At 59.3% G+C, this 26,703-nt stretch carries 28 protein-coding genes and 4 tRNA genes; 10 read left to right on the forward strand and 22 right to left on the reverse strand.

The genetic code is table 11. The features are described 5' to 3' along the window. Position 1: 1 nt before the first annotated feature. A complete protein-coding gene (locus KJY40_RS19080; protein ID WP_230731788.1) occupies positions 2-1,042 on the forward strand; it encodes an AraC family transcriptional regulator in 1,041 nt (346 codons plus the stop codon). A 4-nt stretch (positions 1,043-1,046) separates the two neighbouring features. On the opposite strand, the gene KJY40_RS29615 is transcribed toward KJY40_RS19080, so the two are convergent. The 3 genes from KJY40_RS29615 to KJY40_RS19090 form a co-directional block, all read right to left on the reverse strand. Next, positions 1,047-1,175, reverse strand: a complete 129-nt coding sequence (locus KJY40_RS29615; RefSeq protein ID WP_264302530.1) for a hypothetical protein — start codon at positions 1,173-1,175, stop codon at positions 1,047-1,049. A gap of 187 nt (positions 1,176-1,362) precedes the next feature. After that, entirely contained in the window at positions 1,363-2,226 is an 864-nt protein-coding gene (locus KJY40_RS19085) for a DUF2242 domain-containing protein (RefSeq protein WP_230731789.1), read from the reverse strand. Between the two features lie 92 nt (positions 2,227-2,318). Beyond that, positions 2,319-3,218 (reverse strand): LysR family transcriptional regulator, encoded by a 900-nt coding sequence (locus KJY40_RS19090; protein ID WP_230731796.1) that lies wholly within the window; start codon positions 3,216-3,218, stop codon positions 2,319-2,321. 122 nt (positions 3,219-3,340) lie between these two features. On the opposite strand from KJY40_RS19090, the gene KJY40_RS19095 reads away from it, so the two are divergent. Then, complete coding sequence (locus KJY40_RS19095; protein ID WP_230731798.1) at positions 3,341-4,546, forward strand: MFS transporter; 1,206 nt, start codon at positions 3,341-3,343, stop codon at positions 4,544-4,546. Positions 4,547-4,606: 60 nt separating this feature from the next. Here the strand turns inward: KJY40_RS19095 and KJY40_RS19100 are convergent, their stop codons facing one another. From KJY40_RS19100 to KJY40_RS19145, 10 genes are all read right to left on the reverse strand, one after another. Next, positions 4,607-6,478, reverse strand: a complete 1,872-nt coding sequence (locus KJY40_RS19100) for a SurA N-terminal domain-containing protein (RefSeq protein WP_230731800.1) — start codon at positions 6,476-6,478, stop codon at positions 4,607-4,609. A gap of 231 nt (positions 6,479-6,709) precedes the next feature. Further along, positions 6,710-6,982, reverse strand: a complete 273-nt coding sequence (locus KJY40_RS19105; protein ID WP_002552737.1) for an HU family DNA-binding protein — start codon at positions 6,980-6,982, stop codon at positions 6,710-6,712. A gap of 148 nt (positions 6,983-7,130) precedes the next feature. Beyond that, the gene (gene lon, locus KJY40_RS19110) at positions 7,131-9,527 is read right to left on the reverse strand and encodes an endopeptidase La (protein WP_007951557.1); all 2,397 of its coding nucleotides are present in this window, start codon (positions 9,525-9,527) and stop codon (positions 7,131-7,133) included. A 163-nt stretch (positions 9,528-9,690) separates the two neighbouring features. Beyond that, the gene (gene clpX, locus KJY40_RS19115) at positions 9,691-10,974 is read right to left on the reverse strand and encodes an ATP-dependent Clp protease ATP-binding subunit ClpX (RefSeq protein WP_007951558.1); all 1,284 of its coding nucleotides are present in this window, start codon (positions 10,972-10,974) and stop codon (positions 9,691-9,693) included. Between the two features lie 113 nt (positions 10,975-11,087). Continuing rightward, positions 11,088-11,723, reverse strand: coding sequence for an ATP-dependent Clp endopeptidase proteolytic subunit ClpP (gene clpP / locus KJY40_RS19120; RefSeq protein WP_230731802.1), 636 nt, complete (start codon positions 11,721-11,723; stop codon positions 11,088-11,090). Between the two features lie 92 nt (positions 11,724-11,815). Beyond that, positions 11,816-13,126: a trigger factor gene (tig, locus tag KJY40_RS19125; RefSeq protein WP_230731804.1), complete on the reverse strand. Its 1,311-nt coding sequence runs from the start codon at positions 13,124-13,126 to the stop codon at positions 11,816-11,818. A 400-nt stretch (positions 13,127-13,526) separates the two neighbouring features. After that, positions 13,527-13,602 (reverse strand) — tRNA-His (locus KJY40_RS19130). A 76-nt stretch (positions 13,603-13,678) separates the two neighbouring features. Further along, positions 13,679-13,763, reverse strand: a tRNA-Leu gene (locus KJY40_RS19135). Between the two features lie 58 nt (positions 13,764-13,821). Next, a tRNA-His gene (locus KJY40_RS19140) sits at positions 13,822-13,897 on the reverse strand. Between the two features lie 32 nt (positions 13,898-13,929). Continuing rightward, positions 13,930-14,006 (reverse strand) — tRNA-Arg (locus tag KJY40_RS19145). Between the two features lie 274 nt (positions 14,007-14,280). Here KJY40_RS19145 and folD point away from each other — a divergent pair. Both folD and pbpG read left to right on the forward strand, forming a co-directional pair. Beyond that, positions 14,281-15,135, forward strand: coding sequence for a bifunctional methylenetetrahydrofolate dehydrogenase/methenyltetrahydrofolate cyclohydrolase FolD (folD, locus tag KJY40_RS19150; protein WP_230731806.1), 855 nt, complete (start codon positions 14,281-14,283; stop codon positions 15,133-15,135). 229 nt (positions 15,136-15,364) lie between these two features. After that, positions 15,365-16,303: a D-alanyl-D-alanine endopeptidase gene (gene pbpG / locus KJY40_RS19155; RefSeq protein WP_007951562.1), complete on the forward strand. Its 939-nt coding sequence runs from the start codon at positions 15,365-15,367 to the stop codon at positions 16,301-16,303. Positions 16,304-16,355: 52 nt separating this feature from the next. Here the strand turns inward: pbpG and KJY40_RS19160 are convergent, their stop codons facing one another. The 3 genes from KJY40_RS19160 to KJY40_RS19170 form a co-directional block, all read right to left on the reverse strand. Beyond that, the gene (locus KJY40_RS19160; RefSeq protein ID WP_230731808.1) at positions 16,356-16,562 is read right to left on the reverse strand and encodes a hypothetical protein; all 207 of its coding nucleotides are present in this window, start codon (positions 16,560-16,562) and stop codon (positions 16,356-16,358) included. 12 nt (positions 16,563-16,574) lie between these two features. Beyond that, entirely contained in the window at positions 16,575-16,781 is a 207-nt protein-coding gene (locus tag KJY40_RS19165; protein ID WP_230731812.1) for a DUF6021 family protein, read from the reverse strand. Between the two features lie 91 nt (positions 16,782-16,872). Next, positions 16,873-17,544, reverse strand: coding sequence for a peptidase C39 family protein (locus KJY40_RS19170; RefSeq protein ID WP_230731814.1), 672 nt, complete (start codon positions 17,542-17,544; stop codon positions 16,873-16,875). A gap of 231 nt (positions 17,545-17,775) precedes the next feature. Between KJY40_RS19170 and KJY40_RS19175 the strand changes: the two genes are divergently transcribed. Continuing rightward, the gene (locus KJY40_RS19175; protein ID WP_007951566.1) at positions 17,776-17,943 is read left to right on the forward strand and encodes a hypothetical protein; all 168 of its coding nucleotides are present in this window, start codon (positions 17,776-17,778) and stop codon (positions 17,941-17,943) included. A gap of 74 nt (positions 17,944-18,017) precedes the next feature. On the opposite strand, the gene KJY40_RS19180 is transcribed toward KJY40_RS19175, so the two are convergent. Both KJY40_RS19180 and KJY40_RS19185 read right to left on the reverse strand, forming a co-directional pair. Continuing rightward, a complete protein-coding gene (locus tag KJY40_RS19180) occupies positions 18,018-18,767 on the reverse strand; it encodes a TerC family protein (protein WP_085745910.1) in 750 nt (249 codons plus the stop codon). Positions 18,768-18,796: 29 nt separating this feature from the next. After that, positions 18,797-19,036: a hypothetical protein gene (locus tag KJY40_RS19185; RefSeq protein ID WP_230731816.1), complete on the reverse strand. Its 240-nt coding sequence runs from the start codon at positions 19,034-19,036 to the stop codon at positions 18,797-18,799. A gap of 146 nt (positions 19,037-19,182) precedes the next feature. Between KJY40_RS19185 and nhaR the strand changes: the two genes are divergently transcribed. Next, positions 19,183-20,082, forward strand: coding sequence for a transcriptional activator NhaR (nhaR, locus tag KJY40_RS19190; protein WP_007951569.1), 900 nt, complete (start codon positions 19,183-19,185; stop codon positions 20,080-20,082). Here the strand turns inward: nhaR and KJY40_RS19195 are convergent. Continuing rightward, entirely contained in the window at positions 20,079-21,239 is a 1,161-nt protein-coding gene (locus tag KJY40_RS19195; RefSeq protein ID WP_007951570.1) for an MFS transporter, read from the reverse strand. The two genes, nhaR and KJY40_RS19195, sit on opposite strands and share 4 nt — an antisense overlap. Before the next feature lie 339 nt (positions 21,240-21,578). Here KJY40_RS19195 and sstT point away from each other — a divergent pair, with 339 nt between their 5' ends. Next, a complete protein-coding gene (gene sstT, locus KJY40_RS19200; protein WP_230731819.1) occupies positions 21,579-22,811 on the forward strand; it encodes a serine/threonine transporter SstT in 1,233 nt (410 codons plus the stop codon). Positions 22,812-22,877: 66 nt separating this feature from the next. On the opposite strand, the gene KJY40_RS19205 is transcribed toward sstT, so the two are convergent. Continuing rightward, positions 22,878-23,387, reverse strand: coding sequence for a DUF1993 domain-containing protein (locus KJY40_RS19205; RefSeq protein ID WP_007951572.1), 510 nt, complete (start codon positions 23,385-23,387; stop codon positions 22,878-22,880). A 126-nt stretch (positions 23,388-23,513) separates the two neighbouring features. On the opposite strand from KJY40_RS19205, the gene KJY40_RS19210 reads away from it, so the two are divergent. After that, entirely contained in the window at positions 23,514-24,164 is a 651-nt protein-coding gene (locus tag KJY40_RS19210; RefSeq protein WP_230731821.1) for a YceH family protein, read from the forward strand. 16 nt (positions 24,165-24,180) lie between these two features. Here KJY40_RS19210 and KJY40_RS19215 read toward each other — a convergent pair whose 3' ends face one another. Together KJY40_RS19215 and KJY40_RS19220 are read right to left on the reverse strand one after the other, a co-directional pair. Further along, positions 24,181-24,699, reverse strand: coding sequence for a cupin domain-containing protein (locus tag KJY40_RS19215; RefSeq protein WP_230731823.1), 519 nt, complete (start codon positions 24,697-24,699; stop codon positions 24,181-24,183). 96 nt (positions 24,700-24,795) lie between these two features. Next, a complete protein-coding gene (locus KJY40_RS19220) occupies positions 24,796-25,614 on the reverse strand; it encodes a shikimate 5-dehydrogenase (protein WP_230731824.1) in 819 nt (272 codons plus the stop codon). Between the two features lie 254 nt (positions 25,615-25,868). On the opposite strand from KJY40_RS19220, the gene KJY40_RS19225 reads away from it, so the two are divergent. Together KJY40_RS19225 and KJY40_RS19230 are read left to right on the forward strand one after the other, a co-directional pair. Beyond that, positions 25,869-26,219, forward strand: a complete 351-nt coding sequence (locus tag KJY40_RS19225; RefSeq protein ID WP_007951578.1) for a hypothetical protein — start codon at positions 25,869-25,871, stop codon at positions 26,217-26,219. Between the two features lie 258 nt (positions 26,220-26,477). Further along, positions 26,478-26,672 (forward strand): hypothetical protein, encoded by a 195-nt coding sequence (locus tag KJY40_RS19230; RefSeq protein ID WP_007951579.1) that lies wholly within the window; start codon positions 26,478-26,480, stop codon positions 26,670-26,672. Positions 26,673-26,703 lie beyond the last annotated feature (31 nt).

The following is a 26,703-nucleotide window of genomic DNA, read 5'->3' on the forward strand; positions in this document are numbered from 1 at the left end:
CATGAAACCGCAGCCGATGCGTCTCGGGGATCTGTCGGTGGGCTTCGTCCACAGCCTGGCCGATGCGGTGCGCAGCCATGATGTCGATCCGCTGCCATTGCTCGAACAGTACGGCCTGGATGCCGCACGCCTGGCCGAAGCCGGCGCCCGCCTGTCGATCCCGCGCTACATGCGCCTGGGGCATGGCGCGATCCAGCTGACCGGCGATCTCGCACTGGGTTTGCGCATGGGCCAACTCAGTCGCTTGAGTCAGGCCGGGCTGGCCGGTGTGACCGCCGCGCAGGCCCCGACCGTGCGCGAAGCGGCCCGCTGCCTGATTCGCTTCGAACCGTTGTACGGTTCCAATTATCGCGGTCAGTCGAGTTTCCACGAAGACGCCAGCGGTGCGTGGCTGCGGTTCTACTCGATCAGCCCGTACAACGCCTACAACCGCTTTGTGGTGGATTCGATCATCGCCGGCTGGCTGCATCAATTGTCCAGCATCAGCCCCGAGCCGTTGCGTGCTGAACGGATCGAGATCGAATTCGACACTCCGGATTATCGCGACGCCTACACCGTGCTGGGCGACTGTCCGGTCCAGTTCGGCGCCGAACACAATCAACTGCGCCTGAGCCTCACCAGCCTGGCCCAACGCAACCCGGAGCATTGCCCCAGCACCTGGAAACATTTGCTCGGTCTGTGTGAACGGGAACTCGAGCAATTGACCCGCACCCGCAGCCTGCGTGAACGCATCACACAATTGCTCGGGCCGTTGCTCAATGGCGGCCGGGAACCGGATCTGGAAGAAGTGGCGGCACGACTGAAGCTGCCGACCTGGACGTTACGGCGCAAACTCGCCGAGGAAGGCACGCAGTTTCGCGCGGTCCTCAACGACACTCGCCGTGATCTGGCGATGACCTACATCCGCGACACCGAACTGGCATTCGGTGAAATTGCCTACCTGCTGGGCTTTGCCTCGGCCGAAGCTTTCCAGCGCGCCTTCAAGCGCTGGAACGGCCAGACACCGGGCGAATTTCGCCGCAGTCACCGCAAGACAGGCTGACGCGTCACAGCTCGGTGGCGTCTTCCGCAGGCTCGGGTGAATCCAGTTCGTAGGCCTGGAATTCGAGCAGTTCTTCTTGATAGTCATCCATTGCGTAATCCCCCTGACGCTTGCTTGAAATGGCCTGGAACAAATGACCAGTGCCTCGAGCATAAAGTGCCCGTGTGAAGGAAAAATGAAACGCGTCCTTCATAAAATAAACGTAGCAGGCGGTCAGGAATTTATCGCGGGATATTTTTCGACGGGGCTTGCAGGAAGAAGCTCAAGGGAAACAACAAAACGCCACGCTTCCGACAGGGGTCGGAGGCGTGGCGTAAAGTTTACTGCCCAGAGGCAGGCATGGCCGGAATCGGTTCGGAGGGCGGCGGCATGTCCGTCGGGTTGGCCGGCGGCGTGATGGTTTCCGTCGCGGGCGCAGGCTCGGCAACCGGTGCCGGGGTGATCGGTGCAGCTTCGGCCGGCGGTGCTACCGGCTCGGAACTGGCCGGGGTCGCTTCTGCAGGCGCTGGCGTCGGTGCCGCCGCGGGCTCGGCCGCCGGCGCTGGGGTCGGGGCCGGTTCAGCCGCAGGGGCTGGAGCCAGCGGAGCCGGTGTCGCCTTGGCTTCCGGCACACCCAGGTCGGTCTTCGGTTTTTCGGTGATGTGCGCGGCTTTCTTCGCGTCGGCCGGCAGGAACAGCTCGACCAGCGTGAAGAAACGCTCGTAGAACTTCTGCGACGACACGGTTTCGCTGGCCACCTTGACCATCGAATCGTCAGACGAGCCGATCGGCATCGAGACCGAGCCCAACACGCCAACCCCAAGGCTCGCCGAGTTGTTGGTCTTCTTCAGCGCGTAGCGGTCCTGCAGGGCGTTGGCGAACACGGTGGCGTGATGGCCGGCGCTGCCATCATCGGCGCACACCACGTTGAAGCTGATCTCCAGGTGGGTTTCGCCGGTCTGCTGGAAGCTCTTGTGCCCGCTGACCAGTTTCGGGTCGTTGCTGGTAATGATGTAGCCCTGGCTGAGCAACGCTCGGCGGGCCGCTTCGCAACTGGCGGTGTCGGTCACCGGGTAATTGCGCGAAAAGGTGCCGGAATCGTCGAAATTCTCATGCTCGTAGATGGGCTTGTCCTTGGAGCAGCCGGCAGCGGCGGTCAGCAACAACGCCAACCCGAAAAAACGCACGGGAATAGAATTCAACATTGAACATCCTGAGGGAAAACGGTCCGGGGCGTATTGTGCAACAGATCGCTGCCCCGCGGCGTATGGATTAGTGTCTTAAAACAGTTACAACTCTACCGGTCATGGGCGACAGGAAAAAGTCGCGCCGATAAATGATCGATGAACACACGCAATTTGGCGGTTGCGTGCCGGCTTGATGGCCACAGGACCCAGAACTGCCCGACGTGCTCAAGATGCTCATCCAGCACGCGTTGCAAGCGACCCTGCTGCTGCGCCTCAAAAATCATGAAGTCTGGCAGACAGGCGATGCCCATGCCCGCCAGCGCTGCATGCCGCACGGCTTCGATCGAGGTACTGACCAGACGTGTCGGCAAGACCGGCTCAGGCGCGCCCTCCTCGCGCTTGAGCGGCCAGGGCTCCAGTTTGCCGGTGGCGTGAAACGTATGGCGAAGACAGGCGTGCTCCGCCAGATCGGCCGGGGTCTGCGGTTCGCCGCGCTCGCGCAAGTAGGCGGGGCTGGCCACCAACACCATGTGAAATTCGCCCAACGGTCGTGCCATCAATCGCGAATCACGAGGCTTGCCCGTACGGATCACAGCATCAAAGCCTTCTTCAACCACATCGACCATGCGATCGGTCAGGTCCAGATCCAGTTCGATCTGCGGGTACAGCGCCATGAACTCGTTCATGACCGGCATCACCAGGTCATGCACCTGCGGCAGGCTGACTCGCAACTTGCCGTGAGGCGCCGCCGCCGCATCGCACAACTCGAATTCCGCCGCTTCCACTTCGGCGAGGATCTTGCGGCAACGCTCAAGAAACAGCGCGCCTTCGCTGGTCAGCGTGATGCTGCGGGTGGTGCGGTGAAACAACCGCACATTGAGCCGTGCTTCCAGGCGGGCGATGCTTTTGCCGACCGCCGAGGAAGACACGCCCTGCAAGCGGCCGGCCTCGGTAAAACTGCGGGTTTCCGCCACCTGCACGAACACCGAAATACTGCCAAGACTGTCCATTCTCCCCTCCCTGATTCACGACATTCTTGTCCGAGATGTTCAGAACCCTAACCTGTTTTTCCCGAATGTGCAGCGCCCTACCCTATGGCCTTCGTCTCCTTTGGCAAAATGGAAACCCGCCCATGAACGATGCGCCACTCACTTCCCCCACGCTCGCCGACACCGTCGAACCCGCAGAACGATTACCACTGGGCGCACTGCTTGCGCTGGCCACCGCCGGGTTCATCACCGTACTGACCGAGGCGATGCCCGCCGGCCTGCTGCCGCAGATGAGCGCGGGGCTTGATGTCTCTCAGGCACTGATCGGGCAACTGGTCACGCTGTACGCCATCGGTTCGATGCTGGCGGCGATTCCCCTGACCATCGCCACCCGAGGCTGGCGTCGGCGCCCGCTTCTGCTGTCGGCCATTGGTGGGTTTGCCATTGCCAACAGCATCACTGCGCTGTCGGAGCTGTACTGGCTGACCCTGATTGCACGCTTGATCGCTGGCGTGTTCGCGGGGCTGCTGTGGGCTTTGCTGGCCGGGTATGCAAGCCGGATGGTCGCCCCTCACTTGCAAGGCCGGGCCATTACGGTGGCCATGCTCGGGGCGCCGCTTGCGCTGTCGCTGGGCATTCCGGCCGGCACCTTGCTGGGCACGGCGGTCGGCTGGCGCCTGAGCTTCGCGATCATGACAGGGCTGACCGTGCTGCTGGTGATCTGGGTACGTTGGCAAGTGCCGGATTTCGCCGGCGAGCGCGCCGGCAAACGCCTGCCACTGCATCAGGTGTTTACCTTGCCGGGCGTGCGATCCGTGTTGTTTGTGACCTTGTCCTACGTCGTCGCGCACAACCTTCTGTACACCTACATCGCGCCCTTTCTGGAGCCATCGGGACTTGGCGCAGAAATCGATCGAGTGTTGTTGGTGTTTGGCCTGGCGTCGGTACTGAGCCTGTGGATCGTCGGCAGCCTGATTGATCGCTGGCTGCGTCAGCTGGTACTGGTCAGCGCCACGCTGTTCCTGCTGTCGGCGATCACACTGGGCCTGTGGCGCGAATCGCCGGGCGTGATCTACACCGCCACCGCCGTCTGGGGCCTGGCGTTCGGCGCGATGCCCTCGCTGTTGCAGACGGCTCTGGCGAAAACCGCCAAGGAGGCTGCCGATACCGCGCAATCGATGCTGGTGACCCTGTGGAATGTCGGCATTGCCGGCGGTGGACTTGCAGGAGGCCTGTTGCTGAACAACCTGGGTGTCGGGACTTACCCGTGGATTGTCGCAGCTCTGTTGCTGCTGACCTTGTATGCGACCATCAACGCCCGAAGTCATGGCTTCCCGAACGCCGGATAGCGCGCACAAAAAAGCCCCGGATTTTCATCCGGGGCTCGGGTCTTGCGGCTCAGCCAGGCATCAGAAACGCTTGATGTCGGCTTCGGCTTCCAGCTGCTTGCGGTACGCCGCGAAGTCCTGCTGGCCCACGCGCGATGCGAGGAAGCGACGGTATTGCGCTTTCTCTTCATCGGTCGGAGCCGCCGCTTCGTTCACGCCGTTCAGGCGCACGATGGTCAGGCTGCCGTCCGCCAGCGTTACGCTGGTGAAGGTCGGCTTGTCCTTGGCAGCCGGTTTCGGCATGCGGAACAACGCTTGCAGTACGGCCGGATCAACGCCTTCCTGAGCGCGGTTCGCCGCTTCAGTGACTTTCCAGCTCTGACCGTCCACCGCCTTGTCCAGCGGGGTCTTGCCATCACGCAGACTGGCGATCAGTTGCTCCGCGCGGGTCTTGGCAGCTGCGCTGGCGTGCTCTTTGGTCAACTGGGCGCGAATGGCGGTAGCCACGCTTTCCAGCGGCAATTGAGCAGGCTTCAGGTGCTCCTTGGCGCGCAGCACGATCACGGTTTCCGGATCCAGCTCGATGGCGGTGCTGTTGGCACCCTCCTCCAGCACTTCGGTGCTGAACGCCGCAGTCACTACAGCACGGTTGGCTGCAACGCCTTCACCACCTTCACGGCCGAACGGCTTGGAGGTGTGCACGGTCAGTTTCAGATCCTGCGCCGGCTGTGCCAGGTCGGACGCTTCGAACGAAGAGTCTTCCAGTTGCTTGGTCGCTTCGACGAAACGCTGCTCGACCTGCTGGGTTTTCAGCTCGCGGGTCAGCTTGTCTTTCAGGCTGGCCAGCGTCGGCACTTCAGGCGCCTCGACACCCAGCAGCTTGATCAGGTGGAAACCGAAGTCGGTACGAACCGGCTCGGATACCTGATCCTTGTTCAACGAATACAGGGCTTTCTCGAAGGCTGGATCGTAAACGCCAGGACCGGCATAACCGAGGTCACCGCCGTTGTTGGCCGAACCCGGATCCTGCGAGAACTCCTTGGCCAGCGCTTCGAATTTCTCGCCCTTGGCCAGACGCGCCTGGACTTCTTCGATCTTCGCCTTGGCCTGGGCTTCGGTGGTCTTGTCGTTGACTTCGATCAGAATGTGCGCCGCACGACGCTGTTCCGACAGGTTGGCGATCTCTTTCTGATACGCCGCCTGCAGGTCTTCGTCCTTGACGGCGACCTGATCGAAGAACGAAGCCTTCTTCAGCTCCAGGTAATCGATGACCACTTGATCCGGGGTCATGAATTCCTTGGCGTGCTCGTCGTAGTAAGCCTTGACCTCATCATCGGTCAGCTTCACGGCGGAAGGGTCAGCCTTGATGTTCAGCGTGGCGAAGTCGCGGGTCTGTTTTTCCAGACGGGCGAAGGCCAGCACCTGAGCGTCGGTCACGAAACCGCTACCCGCCACACCGGCACGCAGTTGGCCGATCAGCATTTCCTGAGCCAGCATCTGGCGGAACTGCATGCGGCTGTAACCCAGTTGACGGATCACCTGATCGAAGCGGTCGGAGCTGAACTTGCCGTCGACCTGGAATTCAGGCGTCTGCAGGATCACTTGGTCCAGGGCCGCTTCGGAGAAAGCGAATTTCGATTTTTCTGCGCCTTGCAGCAGCAGTTTGCGGTCGATCAGACCTTTAAGGGCCGATTCGCGCAACATTTTTTCGTCCAGCAAGGAAGCGTCGAAATCCTTGCCCAGTTGTTGCATCAGCTGACGGCGTTGCATATCCACCGCCTGGCTCAGCTCGTTCTGGCTGATTTCTTCACCATTGACCTTGGCCGCCTCGTTCTTGTGAGTCGTGGCCTGGAAAATGGCGTCGAAACCGGTCAGAGCCATCAGTGCAACGATGACTCCGATAATGGTCTTGGCAATCCAGCCTTGTGAATTGTCCCTGATATTCTGCAGCATGCGTCCCCCAGAAACGGTTGAACTTCAAAATTAGGCAACCGTGGAGCGTGGGTAGAATCCGGATAGAAGAAAGGCGCATCCGAGGATGCGCCTTCTCGTAACTGGCGGAGCGGACAGGGCTCGAACCCTCGATCCCGGTTTGACAGGCAGCTATTCCAACCGCCTGCTCTACCGCTCCGCTGCCAGGTCAGGCATGACCCCGACCCGGATGGGTAAAAACCTGAATCAAACTTAGTTGACGGCTTCTTTCAGGGCTTTACCGGCTTTGAAACCTGGCTTTTTGGCTGCCGCGATTTCCAGAGTCTTGCCGGTCTGTGGGTTACGACCGATGCGAGCTGGACGATCAGTCACGGAGAAAGTACCGAAGCCAACCAGAACAACGGAGTCGCCAGCCTTGAGAGCGCCAGTGACGGATTCGATTACAGCGTCCAGCGCACGGCCAGCAGCAGCTTTCGGGATATCAGCGGATGCAGCGATAGCATCAATCAGTTCCGACTTGTTCACTCTAAGTCCCCTTATATCTATTTGAGTATGATTCTAAGTTTTTTGGTGAAAGCAAAAACGAGTGCTGAATGGCCTACAGACACTTAAGAGCCGCTTTATAACAAGGGCTCTAAAAAGCTGTCAAGGAAGCCCCCCAGGCAAAAGCGTATTAATGCGTGCTAATTCTTTCCTTAGAGTCAGACTCACGTTTTTCGTCCTTGGCAACTATCTCCGGAGCCACATCCGGCAAGGGCTCCGGCGCGTATTGCAGCGCAATTTGCAGGACCTCGTCAATCCATTTAACCGGTTTGATCTGCAGATCCTGCTTGATATTGTCAGGAATCTCCTTCAGATCACGCACGTTCTCTTCCGGAATAATCACTGTCTTGATTCCGCCACGGTGAGCGGCCAGCAGTTTTTCCTTCAGGCCGCCAATGGCGAGGACTTGACCACGCAGGGTGATCTCGCCGGTCATGGCGACATCGGCACGCACAGGAATACCCGTCAACGCCGACACCAGCGCAGTACACATGCCTACACCGGCGCTCGGACCGTCTTTCGGCGTAGCACCTTCCGGCATGTGGATGTGCGTGTCGCGCTTCTCGTGGAAGTCCAGGGGAATGCCCAGGCTCTTGGCACGGCTGCGCACCACGGTCAGGGCCGCAGTGATCGATTCGACCATTACGTCACCCAGCGAACCGGTCTTGATCAGTTGACCTTTACCCGGCACCACAGCGGCTTCGATGGTCAGCAGTTCGCCGCCCACCTGAGTCCAGGCCAGGCCGGTCACTTGACCGATCTGATCCTGCTGCTCGGCCAGACCGTAGCGGAACTTGCGAACGCCGAGGAAATGCTCCAGCAGATCAGCTGTCACTTTTACCGAGAAGCGTTTTTCCAGCGCGTGCTCTTTGACCGCCTTGCGGCAGACCTTGGCAATCTGCCGCTCGAGGCCACGCACACCGGCTTCGCGGGTGTAGTAACGGATGATGTCGCGGATCGCTTCTTCGTCGAATTCCAGCTCGCCCTTCTTCAGGCCGTTGGCTGCAATCTGCTTGGGCGACAGGTACTTGACCGCGATGTTGATCTTCTCGTCTTCGGTGTAGCCCGGCAGACGGATGACTTCCATCCGGTCCAGCAGCGCCGGCGGAATGTTCATCGAGTTCGAGGTGCACAGGAACATCACATCCGAGAGGTCGTAATCGACTTCCAGATAGTGGTCGTTGAAGTTGTGGTTCTGCTCGGGATCAAGCACTTCCAGCAACGCCGACGCCGGGTCGCCACGCATGTCGCTGCCCATTTTGTCGATTTCATCGAGCAGGAACAGCGGGTTGCGCACACCCACCTTTGTCATCTTTTGAATCAATCTTCCTGGCATCGAACCGATGTAAGTCCGACGGTGACCACGGATTTCCGCTTCGTCACGCACGCCACCGAGGGCCATGCGCACGAATTTTCGGTTGGTGGCATGGGCGATCGACTCGGCCAGCGAGGTTTTACCCACGCCCGGAGGACCGACCAGGCACAACACCGGGCCACGGATTTTCTTCACGCGTTTCTGCACGGCGAGGTATTCAAGGATGCGTTCCTTGACCTCTTCCAGGCCGTAGTGATCGGCGTCGAGAATGTCTTCGGCACGGGCCAGGTCCAGACGCACCTTGCTCTGGGCCTTCCACGGCACCTGAACCAGCCAGTCGATGTACGAGCGCACCACGGTGGCTTCGGCGGACATCGGCGACATCTGCTTGAGCTTGTTCAGCTCGGCGGTGGCTTTTGCGAGGGCATCTTTCGGCAGACCGGCAGCGTCGATGCGCTTTTTCAGGTCTTCGATTTCGTTGTGGCCTTCGTCGCTGTCGCCGAGTTCTTTCTGAATGGCCTTCATCTGCTCATTCAGGTAGTACTCGCGCTGACTGCGCTCCATTTGCTTTTTGACGCGGCCACGAATGCGTTTTTCGACTTGCAGCAGGTCGATCTCGGCGTCCAGCAGGGCCAGAACGTGCTCGACCCGGGCCGACAAATCGATGATTTCGAGGATCTCCTGCTTCTGCTCGATCTTAAGCGCCATGTGCGCGGCCATGGTATCCACCAGGCGGCCAGGCTCGTCGATGCTGTTGAGCGACGACAGGACTTCAGCCGGGACTTTCTTGCCCAGCTGCACATATTGTTCGAACTGCGACAGCAGGCTGCGCACGAATACTTCGGATTCGCGCTCGGCGGCGTCGACTTCGTCGATCAGCGACACTTCGGCACGGCAGTGGCCATCGACTTCGCTGAAGCGCTCGACAGCGCCACGCTGCTCGCCCTCGACTAGAACCTTGACGGTTCCGTCCGGCAGTTTCAGCAGTTGCAGAACAGTGGCGATGGTACCTACGCGATAGAGAGCTTCTTCACCGGGATCGTCGTCAGCCGGGTTTCTCTGGGCCAGCAGCAGGATCTGCTTGTCGCCCGTCATCGCGGCCTCGAGGGCTTCGATGGATTTCTCGCGCCCCACGAACAGCGGGATAACCATGTGCGGATACACAACGACATCACGCAATGGCAGGAGAGGCAATTCGATGGTGGTCTTCATGATTTCGCCTCTACGGCGGCCATATGGCCGTAATCAGATGGAATTAAGCTTGAAACCAAGATGGGGGCTGACTTGAAAAAAAACAAGCGCAAAGGGGATGTAAAAAACGACATAAAAAAAAAGAGGCCCGAAGGCCCCTTCTTTGTTCCCGCAGACCGGGCGCTTACGCGTCCGGCGCTGCCTTGGCAGCCGGCTCACTGTTTTCGTAGATATACAGTGGCTTGGACTTGCCTTCGATCACGCTTTCATCGATCACGACTTTGCTCACCTCGGACTGCGAGGGGATTTCATACATCGTGTCGAGCAGCACACCTTCGAGAATCGAACGCAGGCCACGGGCACCGGTTTTACGTTCCAGAGCACGCTTGGCGACCGATTTCAGCGCGTCGGAACGGAATTCCAGATCCACGCCTTCCATCTCGAACAGCTTGGCATACTGTTTGGTCAGGGCATTCTTCGGCTCGGTGAGAATCTGCATCAGCGCAGCCTCATCCAGCTCGTCCAGCGTCGCCAGAACCGGCAGACGACCGACGAATTCCGGGATCAGACCGAACTTGACCAGATCGTCAGGCTCGACTTCACGCAGGGACTCACCGACTTTCTTGCCTTCTTCCTTGCTGCGCACTTCTGCATTGAAACCGATGCCACCCTTGGTGGAGCGGTTCTGAATGACCTTCTCCAGACCGGAGAACGCGCCACCGCAGATGAACAGGATGTTACGGGTATCAACCTGAAGGAATTCCTGCTGCGGATGCTTGCGGCCACCTTGCGGCGGAACGGAAGCGACCGTGCCTTCGATCAGTTTGAGCAAGGCCTGCTGCACGCCCTCACCGGAAACGTCCCGGGTGATCGACGGGTTGTCGGACTTGCGCGAAATCTTGTCGATTTCGTCGATGTAGACAATGCCCATCTGGGCCTTCTCTACGTCGTAATCGCACTTCTGCAGCAGCTTCTGAATGATGTTCTCGACGTCTTCACCCACGTAACCCGCCTCGGTGAGGGTGGTTGCGTCGGCAATGGTGAACGGAACGTTCAGCAAGCGGGCCAGGGTTTCGGCCAGCAGGGTTTTACCGGAGCCTGTCGGGCCGATCAGCAGGATGTTGCTCTTGCCGAGTTCGACGTCGTCAGCCTTTTTGTCACGCTGGTTCAGACGCTTGTAGTGGTTGTACACCGCTACTGCCAGAACCTTCTTGGCACGTTCCTGACCAATTACATACTGATCAAGGATGCCGCTGATTTCTTTAGGCGAAGGCAATTTATGCGCGCTGCTTTCGGCCTGTGCTTCCTGCACCTCCTCGCGGATGATGTCATTGCACAGGTCGACGCACTCGTCGCAGATAAAGACCGAGGGGCCGGCAATCAATTTGCGCACTTCATGCTGGCTTTTGCCACAGAAGGAGCAATAGAGCAGCTTGCCGTTGTCCTCGCCGTTGCGGGTGTCAGTCATTCGTTCGATCCAAATCCGATAGGCTTGCAACACAAGATGAAGGCTATTGCGGGCTTTTTCAAGCCCGCCGCTGATCAGACGCGCCGACCAAGCCTGTTTTGAGCTGCTTATTTTTAAGCTGGGCGCTGGTTGATCACTTCATCGATCAGACCGTATTCCATCGCAGCGTCTGCACTCATGAAGTTGTCGCGGTTGGTGTCGCGCTCGATTTCTTCAAGCGTACGACCGCTGTGCTTGGCCATCAGCGTGTTCAGACGCTCGCGGATGAAGAGGATTTCCTTGGCATGGATTTCGATGTCCGACGCCTGGCCCTGGAAACCGCCCAGTGGCTGGTGAATCATCACGCGCGAGTTCGGCAGGCAGAAACGCTTGCCAGGTGCACCGGCCGTCAGCAGGAATGCGCCCATGCTGCACGCCTGACCGATACAGGTAGTCGATACGTTTGGCTTGATGAACTGCATGGTGTCGTAGATCGACATGCCCGCTGTCACCGAACCGCCCGGGGAGTTGATGTAAAGATGGATGTCCTTGTCCGGGTTTTCCGCTTCAAGGAACAGCAATTGCGCGCAAATCAGGTTGGCCATGTAGTCCTCTACAGGCCCCACCAGAAAGATTACTCGTTCCTTGAGAAGACGCGAGTAGATGTCATAGGCGCGCTCGCCACGAGCAGATTGCTCGACAACCATCGGGACCAGGCCGCCGGCGGCCTGGATATCAGAGTTCTGCTGAATATAGGAATTACGGAACATGCTCTGCAGTCACTCCCAAATAGTCATGTCTTGAATACGCATAAGCCAGCTCGAAGGCTGGCTTATGGTGTGTGCTTCTAACGCAAAAACAATCAGTCGGCTTTTGGAGCTTCTACCGGCTTGACCGCTTCTTCGTAAGAGACCGATTTGTCGGTCACGCTAGCTTTCTGCAGAACAGTATCCACAACTTGTTCTTCCAGCACAACCGAACGGACTTCGTTCAGTTGCTGCTCGTTCTTGTAGTACCAGGACACGACCTGCTCAGGCTCTTGGTAAGCCGAAGCCATTTCCTGGATCATTTCGCGAACGCGGGCTTCGTCTGGCTTCAGGTCGAACTGCTTGACCACTTCAGCCACGATCAGACCCAGTACAACGCGACGCTTGGCTTGTTCTTCGAACAGCTCGGCCGGCAGTTGGTCTGGCTTGATGTTGCCACCGAACTGCTGAACAGCCTGCACGCGCAGACGGTCAACTTCGTTGGACAGCAGAGCCTTAGGCACTTCGATCGGGTTGGTGGTCAGCAGACCGTCCATTACCTGATTCTTGACCTTGGATTTGATCGCCTGACGCAGTTCACGCTCCATGTTCTTGCGAACTTCGGTGCGGAAACCGTCGATGCCGCTTTCCTTGATGCCGAATTGAGCGAAGAACTCTTCGTTCAGCTCAGGCAGTTTTGGCTCGGAAACGGTGTTTACAGTCACGGTGAACTCGGCGGTTTTGCCAGCCAGGTCCAGGTTCTGATAGTCCTCTGGGAAGGTCAGGTTCAGAACGCGCTCTTCGCCGGCTTTAGCGCCGACCAGGCCTTCTTCGAAGCCAGGGATCATGCGGCCGGAACCCAGTACCAGTTGAGTGCCCTTGGCGGAACCGCCAGCGAATACTTCGCCGTCGACCTTGCCAATGAAATCGATGTTCAGCTGGTCTTCGTTCTGGGCAGCGCGATCAGCCACTTCAAAACGGGTGTTCTGCTTGCGCAGGATGTCCAGCATCTTGTCCAGATCGGCGTCAGCCACGTCAGCGCTCAGGCGCTCGACGGTGATGCCTTCGAAGCCGGCAACGGTGAACTCAGGGAACACTTCGAATACGGCTACGTATTCCAGGTCCTTGCCAGCTTCGAGCGACTTGGGCTCGATCGATGGCGAACCGGCCGGGTTCAGCTTCTGCTCAACCACAGCTTCGTAGAAGGAGGACTGGATCACGTCGCCGATCGCTTCCTGGCGCGCATCAGCACCGAAACGGCGCTTGATTTCGCTCATTGGCACTTTGCCTGGACGGAAGCCAGCAATCTTGGCCTTTTGGGCAGTCTGCTGCAGACGCTTGTTGACCTGAGTCTCGATGCGCTCAGCCGGCACGGTGATGCTCATGCGGCGCTCAAGAGCAGTAGTATTTTCAACAGAAACTTGCATGGATATTCCTCGTTGCACAGACGTTAGCCGGCCGTTTCCGACCCAAGAATCAAGGGCAAGCATTCTAGTAGGTCAAACTCAAGAAGTCACCCTACTGAAAACGGGTAAAAAAACAGCAGGCCATTTGAAGGCGGGGACAAACGGTTGCGCCTCGCCCTGTTAGCAAATACAGCCAATTCAAACCAGGGCTCTGCACCAACCTCTTCTATATATAGAGGCGATTGAATCATCTCCCTGACAGCCAACCTCGCAAGCAAGGTTGGCGGGCAGCGCAGCATCATCGAGCAACATTGATACGACGAAGCACCCTGCCCTGCGACCCGAAACCTGCAGCCGCCAAAATCCGAAACCGTAAAACAAAAAAGGCGCCAGACTGTTAAATCTGGCGCCTTTCGAAATATGGGGTGGACGATGGGGATCGAACCCACGACAACGGGAGTCACAATCCCGTGCTCTACCAACTGAGCTACGCCCACCATATTGCGTGTCAAAGAAGCCAAACAACTTCTTTGTAGAACTTCACCCGGCCAACGGCATGAATGAAGCTTTGATTGGTGCGGATGAAGAGACTCGAACTCTTACGCCTCGCGGCGCTGGAACCTAAATCCAGTGTGTCTACCAATTCCACCACATCCGCGGATGAAGCTTTTTAAAGCAAAGGCGCCAGACTGTTACATCTGGCGCCTTTCGAAATATGGGGTGGACGATGGGGATCGAACCCACGACAACGGGAGTCACAATCCCGTGCTCTACCAACTGAGCTACGCCCACCATATCGCGTTACTTGTGCCAATGCTGCCTAATGGCGCACCCGGCAGGACTCGAACCTGCGACCATCCGCTTAGAAGGCGGATGCTCTATCCAGCTGAGCTACGGGCGCCTTGTTAGCTGTACCCTTGGAGGACTACAAACTAAGTGCTTTCCAGTCGTTCGAAACCGTAATTTCGTTCGACCTTCTTAACCAGTGCTAGGCTGTGCCCGACAAGTGCGACGAATAGTATAGAGCGACCTGAAGGTCGTCAAATCCTTTTTGAAAAAAATTCATTTAATTAAAGGGCTTAGGGGAATTTGCTGACCAAGCGCCTTTGCCCTCACCGTTTGACATGCGAGAATGCGTTCTCTTTTTTTCCCCTCTCGATGGTTAATCACGCGCAATGACTGCACAACTAATCGACGGCAAATCAATCGCCGCCAGCCTGCGCCAGCAGATCGCCCAACGGGTAGCCGAACGTCGCGAGCAAGGCTTGCGCACTCCCGGCCTCGCGGTGATCCTGGTCGGCAGCGATCCTGCCTCTCAGGTTTATGTCTCGCACAAGCGTAAAGACTGTGAAGAGGTCGGCTTCCTCTCCCAAGCCTACGACCTGCCTTCCGAAACCACTCAGGAAGCGCTGACCGATCTGATCGATCGACTGAACGACGACCCGGCAATCGACGGCGTTCTGCTTCAACTTCCCCTGCCGGAGCACCTGGACGCCTCCAAACTGCTGGAGCGTATCCGGCCGGACAAGGACGTCGACGGTTTCCATCCTTATAACGTCGGCCGCCTGGCCCAGCGCATTCCACTGCTGCGCCCGTGCACCCCGAAGGGCATCATGACCCTGCTGGAAAGCACCGGTGCCGATCTGTACGGGATGGACGCCGTAGTTGTCGGCGCGTCCAACATCGTCGGTCGCCCGATGGCGATGGAACTGTTGCTGGCCGGATGCACCGTGACCGTCACGCACCGCTTCACCAAGGATCTGGCCGGCCACGTCGGCCGCGCCGATCTGGTGGTCGTGGCCGCCGGCAAGCCGGGCCTGGTCAAGGGCGAGTGGATCAAGGAAGGCGCGATCGTGATCGACGTCGGGATCAACCGTCAGGAAGACGGCAAACTGGTCGGTGACGTGGTGTACGAAACCGCCCTGCCCCGCGCCGGCTGGATCACCCCGGTGCCGGGCGGCGTCGGTCCGATGACCCGTGCATGCCTGCTGGAAAACACCCTCTACGCGGCAGAAACCCTGCACGCCTGAGTCGCGTTTTCCGCACGCCGAGAACCCCGCCCCGTGCGGGGTTTTTCATGCCCTCGAAAAAACCTTTACCGTTCGCCGGAAACCCCTATTTTTACAGGGCTTTTCACGACTTTTTCATGCCCTTCAAACAACCATCGACAGTTCTTCAGCCATACTCCTAAAATGCGTCGTTTTTACGACACAGGCCGTTACAAAGAACGGCATTTTCAACCTTCATGAGTTCGCCCGCGTGAATATTCGTCTGTCCATCTTGAGCCTGGTTTTTGCATTTTCAGGCACGCTCCTCACGCCAACGGTCAACGCCGCCGAAACTACCGCTGCCCCTCGAGACGCTTCGCAATTGAAGATTGCCTCCGGCAGCGCCCTGCTGATGGATCTGCAGACCAACAAAGTCATTTACTCCAGCAACCCGGACGTGGTGGTACCCATCGCTTCCGTGAGCAAGTTGATGACCGGTTTGGTAGTGGTCGAAGCGCACCAGAACATGGACGAATGGATTGACGTCGACATCAGCCGCACCCCGGAAATGAAAGGCGTGTTTTCCCGCGTCAAATTGCGAAGCGAACTGCCCCGCCGAGAGATGCTGCTGATTGCCCTGATGTCCTCGGAAAACCGCGCCGCCGCCAGCCTGGCTCACCATTATCCCGGTGGCTACGCGGCATTCATCGCAGCAATGAACGCCAAGGCCAAGGCGCTGGGCATGACCAGCACGCACTTTGTGGAACCTACCGGCCTGTCCGAGCGCAACGTTTCCACCGCCCGCGACCTGAGCAAGTTGCTGGTGGCTGCGCACAAACAGCCGCTGCTCATCGAGCTGACTACCACCAAGGAAAAGACCGTCTCGTTCCGCAAACCCAATTACACCCTGGGTTTCCGTAACACCGATCACCTGGTCAACAAGGCCGACTGGGATATCCGCATCACTAAAACCGGTTTCACCAACCCGGCCGGCCACTGCCTGGTGCTGGTGACCCGCATGGCCAACCGTCCCGTCGCCCTGGTAATCCTCGACGCGTTCGGCAAATACACTCACTTCGCCGATGCCAGCCGCATCCGCAGCTGGGTGGAAACCGGCAAGAGCGCCAACGTTCCAGCGGTGGCTCAGCAATACAAGGCCGACAAAAACCTCAAGAGTCGCCAGAGCGGTGTGATCGAAGCCTCCAAGTAATCTGTCACCCATGAAAAAGCCCCGCATCGTCGGGGCTTTTTCATTTATGCACTCAGTCGTTGGGCAAGGGCATCTTGTCGTCATCGGGAATGCCGTCACCGGCACTCGGGTCGCGCGAATGCTCTGGCGTCACCACCGCCGGACGCGCCAGCGGGTCGCGCTGCGGGCTGTCCGGATCCAGCACCGGATCGACCTCCGGCTCTGGCGTGGTTGGCACACTGTCAGGTTTATGGTCGTCGAAACTCGAATCGGTACTCATACGCACCTCGCTTCAAGGCTTGAGATCAGCCAAGGGATCATAAGGCTTGGCCGGACGCTTGGGATCATCGTCCGGCCGTACATCCTTCGGCGCCTTCGCCGGGCCAATGGGATCGACTTGCGGATCGTCCAGATCAGGCGAGTCCGGATCGAAGCCCAGATCGTCGCCACTGCCATGCTCGGAAGAATGGGGTCCGCTGGGTGAATTTGGAATTGCCATGCTCGCCTCCTGAACCGGCCGGAAAATACCGGACGCTACAGTTCAGAAACGCGTTATCCACGAGGGTGCCCGACAAGCGACGAACGGAACCTCAGTGCTGCGCCAGCGCCTTCCTCGCCTGCGCCGCTTCCCGCTCCTGCCCGGCCTGGGCCAGTGCGTCGGCAGCCTTGAGCCAGCGTTGTTGATCGACCGCTGCCGGAATCTGCGTCGGCTTCTGGATCAACACTGCCCAGCCACCGGATTTTTCGAGGGCCGACTCGAACGAACTGAAGCTCATCAATTCACGGCGATTCATCCCGGCACGCAGCAGCACCTTCTGCTTCAGCCGATCGTAACCGGACAGGATCGCGTAACGCGGTTCCGCCCAAAACGCCGAACCCTCACTGAATCGCACCATCACCGGATACCCGGCCGCCACCTGAGTCAGCAGCGCCGGCAGATTGCTGTCCAGCGGATACACGACCATGCCGTATTCACGCGCCAGGCTCGGCAGATTCTGTTGCAACTTGTCCTCGGCACCCGGCAAATGCAGCGGCTTTTCCAGCAGACCCGGCGTGATCACGATGCCCTGCTGCGACAGCAGGCTGGCCAGCACCTGCGGCCCGCTTTGATAGGCCTCACCGCGATAGAACGTGCCGCTGAGCTCAACCCGCTCCGGCAGGCGCTTGACCTCCGGTGCCACACTGCCCGCACACCCCACCAAAGCTGTCACGCAACCGGCCACCAGCAGCGCCGCGCGAATCCGGGAAAATAGCTGCACCATCGTCACTCTCTTGATCAGTTACCGGTCATCGTGTTCCGGCTTGGTCGAGGATCATAGGACGGCGCCACGCTGCGGTATAGCCCAAAGCGGCAGATGCATCGGTTGTATAGAGCGAACTGATTGGTCACCACCGACCTTTGGTCAATAGCTTGAAACACGCCAGCGACTAGACTGTCACTCAGACAAGAGCCAAAGAGCGAGCGCCCGACGCAGGGCAAAGAGGAGGCACAGATGAGCCTGACCATGACCATCGTAATGCTGATTGCCGGCTGGCTGGCCGTTGCCGCCGCCATGCTGTGGGGCGTGTTGCGGATTTCCCGCCGCCATCACCACCCGGTTCAACCTGCACCGACCAGGAAGATCGAGAAACACGACGCCCGCCACGCCACCGCGCACTGACTTTCTGTAACCGACACAAACAAAAAGGCCGCCTGGACTCTCGCGAGTTCAGGCGGCCTTTGGTTTTCCAGCGATTACGCTTCGGCAGTCAGTTTCTTCTGCTTGGCGCGACGCGACATCATGTTCAGCACTTCAATCGCAGCCGAGAACGCCATGGCGGCATACACATAACCTTTCGGAACGTGGGCGCCGAAGCCTTCAGCGATCAGCGTCATGCCGATCATGATCAGGAAGCCCAGAGCCAGCATCACCACCGTCGGGTTGTCGTTGATGAACTTGGCCAGCGGATCAGCCGCAAACAGCATCACCAGCACCGAGACGACAACCGCAATCACCATGATCGGCAAGTGTTCGGTCATGCCGACAGCGGTAATGATGCTGTCGATCGAGAACACCATGTCCAGCATCAGGATCTGCCCGATGGCGGCGGCGAAGCCCAGGGTCACCTTAGACGTCGCGGTCTTCGGATCTTCCGGTGCCGGGTCCATGCTGTGATGGATCTCCGTGGTGGCTTTCCACAACAGGAACAGGCCGCCGGCGATCAGGATCATGTCCTTCCAGGAGAACGCGTGGCCGAGAATCTCGATGACCGGCGCAGTCAGCTGAACGATGAACGCGATGGTGCTCAACAGGGCCAGACGCATGATCAGCGCCATGCCGATCCCCAGACGACGGGCCTTCTGCCGGTACTGTTCGGGCAGCTTGTTGGTCAGGATCGAGATAAAGATCAGGTTATCGATGCCCAGCACGATTTCCATCACCACCAGTGTGGCCAAGGCAATCCAGGCGGTCGGGCTGGCGGCGAGTTCTAACAGATATTCCATGGGTCAGTCCTGACTCTGTGTAAGACGGTTTAGATTTCCTGGGAGGACGATTCGGATTTTTCTTCGTCGTCTTTCGATTCTTTCTTGCTGATCAGATTGCCGGTGGCATCGCTGAGCGCCTCTTCGGCAGCCTTGTGCGTGTCGTCGATGGCTTGCTTGGCCGCTTCGGCCGCCTGGCCCATCAGTTGCTGGGCGCTCTTTTCGGCCTGGTCGCAACCGGCCAGTACCAGTAAAGACGCGATCAACAGCCCCGTAGTTTTTAGTTTCATGATGCTTCCCTCGATAGAACTGACAGCGCCGTACAGACCGGCCGTCGATGGCTGGGCATTCTAGGGAGACAAACACTTCAGGAAAATTCGTATTTTTAGCGGCTATACTTCGATTTATACGAACTGCATTTGACGGACCGAACACCATGCTCAATTACCGACAACTGCATTACTTCTGGGTGGTGGCCAAGACCGGCAGCATCGTGCGCGCCTGCGAGCAACTGAACCTGACGCCGCAGACCATCAGCGGGCAGATTTCCCTGCTCGAACAGACCTACGGCATCGAGCTGTTTCAACGGGTCGGCCGCCAGCTTGAACTGACCGAAGCCGGGCGCCAGGCCCTGCCCTACGCCGAGCAGATGTTCCAGCTCGGCGGTGAACTGGAGTTGATGCTGCGCGCCCAACCCAACGAACAGCAGATCCTGTTCCGGGTCGGCGTGGCGGACGTGGTGCCCAAATCCATCGTCTATCGCCTGATCGCGCCGACCATGGAGTTGAGCGAGCCGCTGCGCATCACCTGCCGCGAAGACAAACTCGAACGCCTGCTGGCGGATCTGGCGATCCAGCGTCTGGACCTGGTGATCTCCGACAGCCCGATGCCTTCGCATCTGGACATCAAGGGCTACAGCCAGAAACTCGGCGAATGCGGGATCAGCTTCTTCGCCACCGCCGAACTGGCGGCGCAATACGGTCAGGATTTCCCGCGCAGCCTGCACGGCGCGCCGCTGTTGATTCCCGGCGCGGAAACCGTGGTGCGCAGCCGTTTGCAGCGCTGGTTCGCCGAGCAGCAGATTCAGCCAAGGATTGTCGGGGAGTTCGATGACAGCGCCTTGATGCAGGCGTTCGGCCAGTCCGGCAGCGGGATTTTCATCGGCCCGAGCGTGATTGCCGATGAGGTGAAGCGCCAGTACGGCGTCGAGTTGATCGGCCAGACCGATGCGGTGAGCGAGTCGTTCTACGCGATCTCGGTGGAGCGCAAGGTCAAGCACCCCGGCATCAAAGCGATTACCGAAGGTGCCCGACGCGAGCTGTTTACAGCGTTTTAAGCCGGTGCGCAGACGTCGCGCGGCTTGAGCACCATCAGCACCATGGCGAGAAAAATCGACAGCAAAATGAACCCGGCCGCGGCGAAACCCACAAACCCGAGGCCGGCGCTGTCGATCACTCGACCGCCAATGATCGCGCCCAGACCGATCCCGAGGTTGGCCCCGGCAATGTTCAGCGACGCGGCAAAGGCCGGCGCCTCAGGTGCGGCTTTCATCAAGCGCACGTGACTGACCAGAAACAGCGCCGCCTGGGTCACGCCCCAGATACCCATCGCCGCCGCCAGACCCAGCGACGAATTGATGTTCGGTACCAGCGCCACCATCCCCGGGATCATGAATGCGCAGAACATCACCGAAGCCATCAGCGGATGGCGATCCACCGCACGACCGCCCAGCGAGTTGCCGATCAGACCGACCGCACCAAAGCCCATCAGGCACCAGCCGACCACGGTGCCATTGAAGCCGGCCAGACGCTCGAGGATGTCCGCCAGATAGGTGTAGGCGGTGAACATGCCGCTGAACACCAGGATCGACAGCAGCACATGGCCCAGCATCAGCGGGCTGCGCAGGATCTTGAACTGCGAAGCGAAACTGACCTGATGCTGGTGCAGGCTGGTTTTCGGCAGGTAGACGAACAGCAGCAACGCCTTGGCAAACGCGATCACCGCCAGAATGGCGAACGCACTGCGCCAGCCGAACGCATCTGAAATCAGCGTGCCGACCGGAATGCCGAACACGGTGGCGCAGACGATGCCGAAGCCGATCTTGGCGATCGCGCGACCGGCAAAGTCCGGGCCGACGATGTCCACCGCCGTTTCGCTGGCCAGCGCCCAGAACACCGGCAGCCCCAGCGCCGGGATCAACCGGGCAATCGCCATGACCCAGATGTTCGGCGCCAATGCCGCCACGGTATTGGCCAGACCAAACATGATCAGGATGGTGATGAACAGTTTGCGCCGCTCGAAGCGGGCGAAATATGCCGTCAAGAAAGGACCGAACATCGCCACGGTGAAAGCGAATAGAGTCACCAGCAACCCGGCCTGCGGGATGGTGACAGCCAGGTCGCGGGCAATCGCCGGCAGCAGGCCGACGATGACGAACTCCGTGGTCAGCACCGTGAACCCGGCGGCAGACAACAGAAGGATGGGCAACAGCATGAGGAACTCCAGCAAAACGACGACACCAGCGCTGACCCGAGGGCCCGCCGGCAGAACTTGAAAATAAGGATGCGCAATCTTAACAGAGTGTTTCCCGGGTGACTTGCACAAACCTGTCTAAGTTGCAGAGGGGTCTGGTGGCAGATCGTCACAGGTCTGAAGGATCCGGACGACGCTGTGATAAAGTCCGCGCCCTGCAAAACGTACACCCTGTTCAACCACCCGTTTAACGGCGTGGCTGTCGCGTCAGTCCTTTCGGTTCGTGTCTGTGGCCTGCCCCCGATACAACGCCCGGATCACGCAACCTTGCACCCTATAAAAAAACCAGAGATGCCGTTCATGACCGCTTCATCCCCTTCTCTATTGCAACGTCTTAAAAGCCTCAGCCTGGTCACGCAGATCCTGATCGGCCTGATTGCCGGCATCGCGCTCGCGCTGTTCGCGCCGGAAGCGGCCAAAGCCACGGCCTTCATCGGCAAGGTTTTCGTCTCCGCGCTGAAAGCCGTGGCGCCGATCCTGGTGTTCGTGCTGGTCATGGCCTCGATCGCCAACCACAAGCACGGCCAGGAAACCCATATCCGGCCGATTCTGTTCCTGTATCTGCTGGGCACCTTCGCCGCTGCCGTGGTCGCGGTGATCGCCAGCATGATGTTCCCGTCGCATCTGGTGCTGTCCACCGACAACATCGCGGTAAGCGCGCCAGGCGGCATCAGTGAAGTCCTGCAAAGCCTGTTGCTGAGCGTGGTCGATAACCCGGTGAGCGCGCTGATGAACGCCAACTTCATCGGCATTCTGGCCTGGGCCATCGGCATGGGCGTGGCGATCCGGCACGCCGGTGATACCACCCGCGAAGTGCTGGGTGATCTGTCCAATGGCGTGACGGTGATTGTTCGGGTGGTCATCCGTTTCGCACCGTTGGGCATTTTCGGCCTGGTGGCATCGACCCTGGCCACCTCCGGTTTCGGCGCACTGGTCGGTTATGCGCACCTGCTGGCGGTACTGTTGGGCTGCATGCTGTTCGTGGCGCTGGTGATGAACCCGCTGATCGTGTTCTGGAAGCTGCGCCGCAACCCGTACCCGCTGACGCTTCAGTGCCTGCGCGAAAGCGGCATCACCGCGTTCTTCACCCGCAGCTCGGCGGCGAACATTCCGGTCAACCTGGAATTGAGCAAGCGCCTGGGCCTGCATGAAGACACCTACTCGGTATCGATCCCGCTCGGCGCCACCATCAACATGGCCGGCGCGGCGATCACCATCACCGTACTGTCCCTCGCTGCCGTACACACCCTGGGCATCGCCGTGGACATCCCGACCGCGATCCTGCTCAGCGTCGTCGCCGCGATCTGTGCCTGTGGCGCCTCGGGGGTGGCCGGTGGTTCGCTGCTGCTGATTCCGCTGGCGTGCAGCCTGTTCGGCATCCCGAGCGAAATCGCCATGCAGGTAGTGGCGGTCGGCTTCATCATCGGTGTGTTGCAGGATTCGGCCGAGACGGCGCTGAATTCCTCCACCGACGTGCTGTTCACCGCCGCCGCTTGCCTGGGCGAAGAACAGAAAACCCGGCGTCCGGCGTAAAAACCGAGCGCAACAAAAAGCCCGCCAAGGCGCAAACCTTGGCGGGCTTTTTTGTTGCAGAACGTTTTAGAACGCGCCCATGTAATCGCGCTTGCCCACTTCCACACCGTTGTGACGCAGCAGTGCGTAGGTGGTGGTGACGTGGAAGAAGAACTGCGGCAGGCCGTAGCTCAGCAGGTAAGCCTGGCCACTGAAGCGCTTCTCTTTCGGGGTGCCCGGACGAGTCACGATCTCGATGCCTTCCTTGCCGTTGATCTGCTCTGGCTTGATCTCGCCGATGAAGGCCAGAACCTTGGCGATCAGCGCTTGCAGCTCGGCGAAGGTGGTTTCGGTGTCGTCATATTTCGGGATTTCGATTTCGGCCAGACGCGAGGAAACGCCTTTGGCGAAGTCCACGGCGATCTGCACCTGACGCACCAGCGGGAACATGTCCGGGTATAGACGCGCTTGCAGGAAGGCGTTCGGGTCGATGTTTTTCTCGGTAGCGTGGGCTTCAGCCTTTTTCAGCACATCGCTCACGGCGTTGAGCATTTGTTGGAAAACCGGGACGGATGCGGCGTACAGGGAAATGGTCATGGCAGTCTCACGTGGTGGCTGGGTGAATCGTGGGGGCGATTATAGCCATGCTCGCGCGGCGGCGCGGCTTGTCTTTTATCCAGCAAGGATTAGGCTAGGCGCCTTCGACTGCAGAGGGAACGCGCGATGACCACAGAATTTGAAACCCGCTCCGACGAACCACGGCTCAACGCCACGGAAATCCGCATTCTGGGCTCGTTGATCGAGAAACAGGCCACCAGCCCGGAAACCTACCCGTTGACCCTCAACGCGCTGGTGCTGGCCTGCAACCAGAAAACCAGCCGGGAACCGGTGATGAACCTGACCCAGGGCCAGGTCGGCCAGAGCCTGCGCGCCCTCGAAAGCCGCGGCTTCGCCAAACTGGTGATGGGCAGTCGCGCCGACCGCTGGGAGCACAAGGTCGACAAGGCGCTGGAGTTGGTGCCGGCGCAATTGATCCTGACCGGGTTGATGTTCCTGCGCGGCCCGCAGACCGTCAACGAACTGCTGACCCGCAGCGGTCGCATGCATGAATTCGAAGACGCCGAGCAAGTGGTGCATCAGCTGGAACGTCTGATCGCCCGGGAGCTGGCGGTGTTGATTCCGCGTCAGGCCGGCCAGCGCGAAGATCGCTACACCCACGCGCTGGGCGATCCGGCGGACATCGAGGCGATTATTGCGGCGCGGCAGAACCCGAGTGATCGCGGCGCTGCCAGCGGTGTGTCAGTGGAGCGCGTCGAAGAGCTGGAAGCGCGGATTGCGGCACTGGAAGAACGTCTGGCCCGCCTCGAAGAATAAGCGCACCGGGGCGGCGTTATTCGCCGTCCCAGTAATCCACCCCGTCCGCCTGCCGCGCCACCGCCACGAAACCCGAGGCATTGCCTTCGGCATCGACGCTGAAGTTATCCATCACCGCGTATTTGTTCGAATCCGGGTACTCGCAGATTTCCGGTTGCTGCTGGGTGCTGACCGCCAGATAGCGCAGTTCCGCCGCACTGGTGTTGATGATCTGATGCGCCGCCTCAGGGCCGCCCGGCGGGCAGGCGATTACGTCGCCGGCGCGGATCGGGAAACGCTCGGCACCCAGGCGCACTTCCCCTTCCCCGGCCACCACGTAGAACATTTCCTCATTGACCCGATGACTGTGAAACGGACTGCCGCGCATGCCCGGCGGCAGCGCATACAGACGATATCCGAGCTTTTGCGCGCCCAATTGCTGGCCGACCCGGGCCAGACGCTGTTGATAACGCCCCGCGGTTTCGCCTTCGGGAGACAGGGCTTCGGGGAGCGGTTCGAGTTCGACGTCATTCAGGTTGAGAATGGGCGGATGCATGCAAACCTCGGCTTTTGTGATGGGCAAGTCTGTGCTTGCTGATCCGGCAGTATAGGCAACGGCAAACCGGGCGGATTTGCCGTTGTTCAGGCGCCATCAACTGCGAGCAAACGCCACCGCTGCATCGAACTGCTCGACCGTCGGCCGCACGCCGGTGTACAGCACGAACTGCTCCAGCGCCTGGATCGCGATCACTTCCAGCCCGGTGATCACTTTTTTACCTTCCGCACGACCACGCACGATCAGCGGAGTTTCCGAGGGGATCGCCACCACATCGAACACAGTATCGGCAGACTTGATTACATCCACTTCAAAGGAAAGCTGACCCGCCTCCGGACCGCCATCCATGCCCACCGGGGTGACGTTGACCAGCATCTGCGGGCGTTCCTCACCCAGTTCCGCCTGCCAGCGATAGCCCAGGGAATCCGCCAGCGCACGGCCGGCGCGCTCGTTGCGAGCGACGATCAAACCGTTTTTGTAACCGCCATCGCGCAAGGCACTGGCCACAGCCTTGGCCATGCCGCCGCTGCCGCGCAGAGCAAAAGTCGTGTCCTTCGGCACCGCGTGGGTTTCCAGCAACTGGGCAATCGCAATGTAATCGGTGTTGTAGGCCTTGAGATGGCCGTTGGTGTTGACGATGGTGTTGATCGACTGAATAGCCGCCGCCGAGGCGTCCAGCTCATCGACCAGCGCAATGCTGGCTTCCTTGAACGGCATCGACACGCCGCAACCGCGAATCCCCAGCGCACGGATCCCGCCGACCGCACCGGGAAGGTCCTGGCTGCTGAACGCCTTGTAGTAGAAATTCAGGCCCAGTTGTTCATACAAATGGTTATGAAAACGCAGACCGAAATTCCCGGGACGCCCAGACAGGGACATGCACAATTGGGTGTCTTTGTTGGGGTTCATCTGCATGGGAAGCTCCTTCGAATGCACTTTCGGATGGACGGGATTAGCCAGCCCATCGGGTTCTGAACGATCATAAGGCGGTCTGTTCCGGGCATCACAGCCGATGTCGGAAGTCCGGTAAACAAACCGGTACAGACCTTACACAAAATTTACCCAGCGGCCGTGCTGTTTTTCAAAATGTTGCTGTCTTAGAAGTATCCCCGCGCCATTTCGGGCCTGTTGCAGGCCCGGACGCCGGGTCGAAGAACCGAGGAATTATCATGATTCGTAAACTCCCCATCGTGGCCTTGTTGATTGGTGCATTCGCGATCACGGGTCAGGCAGAAGCCCACGGCGGTGGCTGGCAGGGCCCGGCGGTATTTGGTGCGATCGTCGGCTCGGCCATCATCGGCTCGGCGCTCATCAACCAGGATCGGCCGGTGTACGTCCAACAGCCTGTTTACGCTCAACCGGCACCGGTTTACGTGCAGCAACCGCCGCCACCGGTCTACTACCAGCCGGCCCCGGTTTATGTGCAGCAACCGGTCTACGTCCAACCGGCCCCGGTCTATTACGGCCCGCCGCGCGGTTATTACGGTCGGCCACACTATTACGGTGGCCCGCGCTGGTAACCGGCAAACGAAGCCCCGCTTGATAGCGGGGCTTTTTATTGCGCGCATATTATTGCCCGCGGAAAAGCCAACCGTCCGTCGGCCAAGGTCTGAAAAAATCTCGCCAAGGTCGCTGTGAGGACAGTTTGAACCGTTAAAGTCGGCATGATGGGCTCGACCGTCGGAGGCAAAACACAAACGGTCATCTATTTGTCATGACGGAACCGCACTCTGAATCCGTCCGCATACAACAGGTTGATAACAACAAGGACGACTTGAATGCCTACACAGAATCCGCACCGCATCGTAGGGTTATGCACTTCGAGCAAGGTCTACAACGCCTTGACCGAACTCAAGCACCTGGAAGGTCACCGCACGGCGAAGTTTCTCTCGCTGCTGGCGGAGAACCTGGTGCGCAAGGGTTTTCTCAACGAACACGAGATCGTGCACATGCTCGATCAAGTGGTGGATTGAGCCAGCCCTCAGCGGCGTCAATGTCCACTAT

The organism is Pseudomonas fitomaticsae (genome assembly GCF_021018765.1).
GTDB lineage: Bacteria > Pseudomonadota > Gammaproteobacteria > Pseudomonadales > Pseudomonadaceae > Aquipseudomonas > Aquipseudomonas fitomaticsae.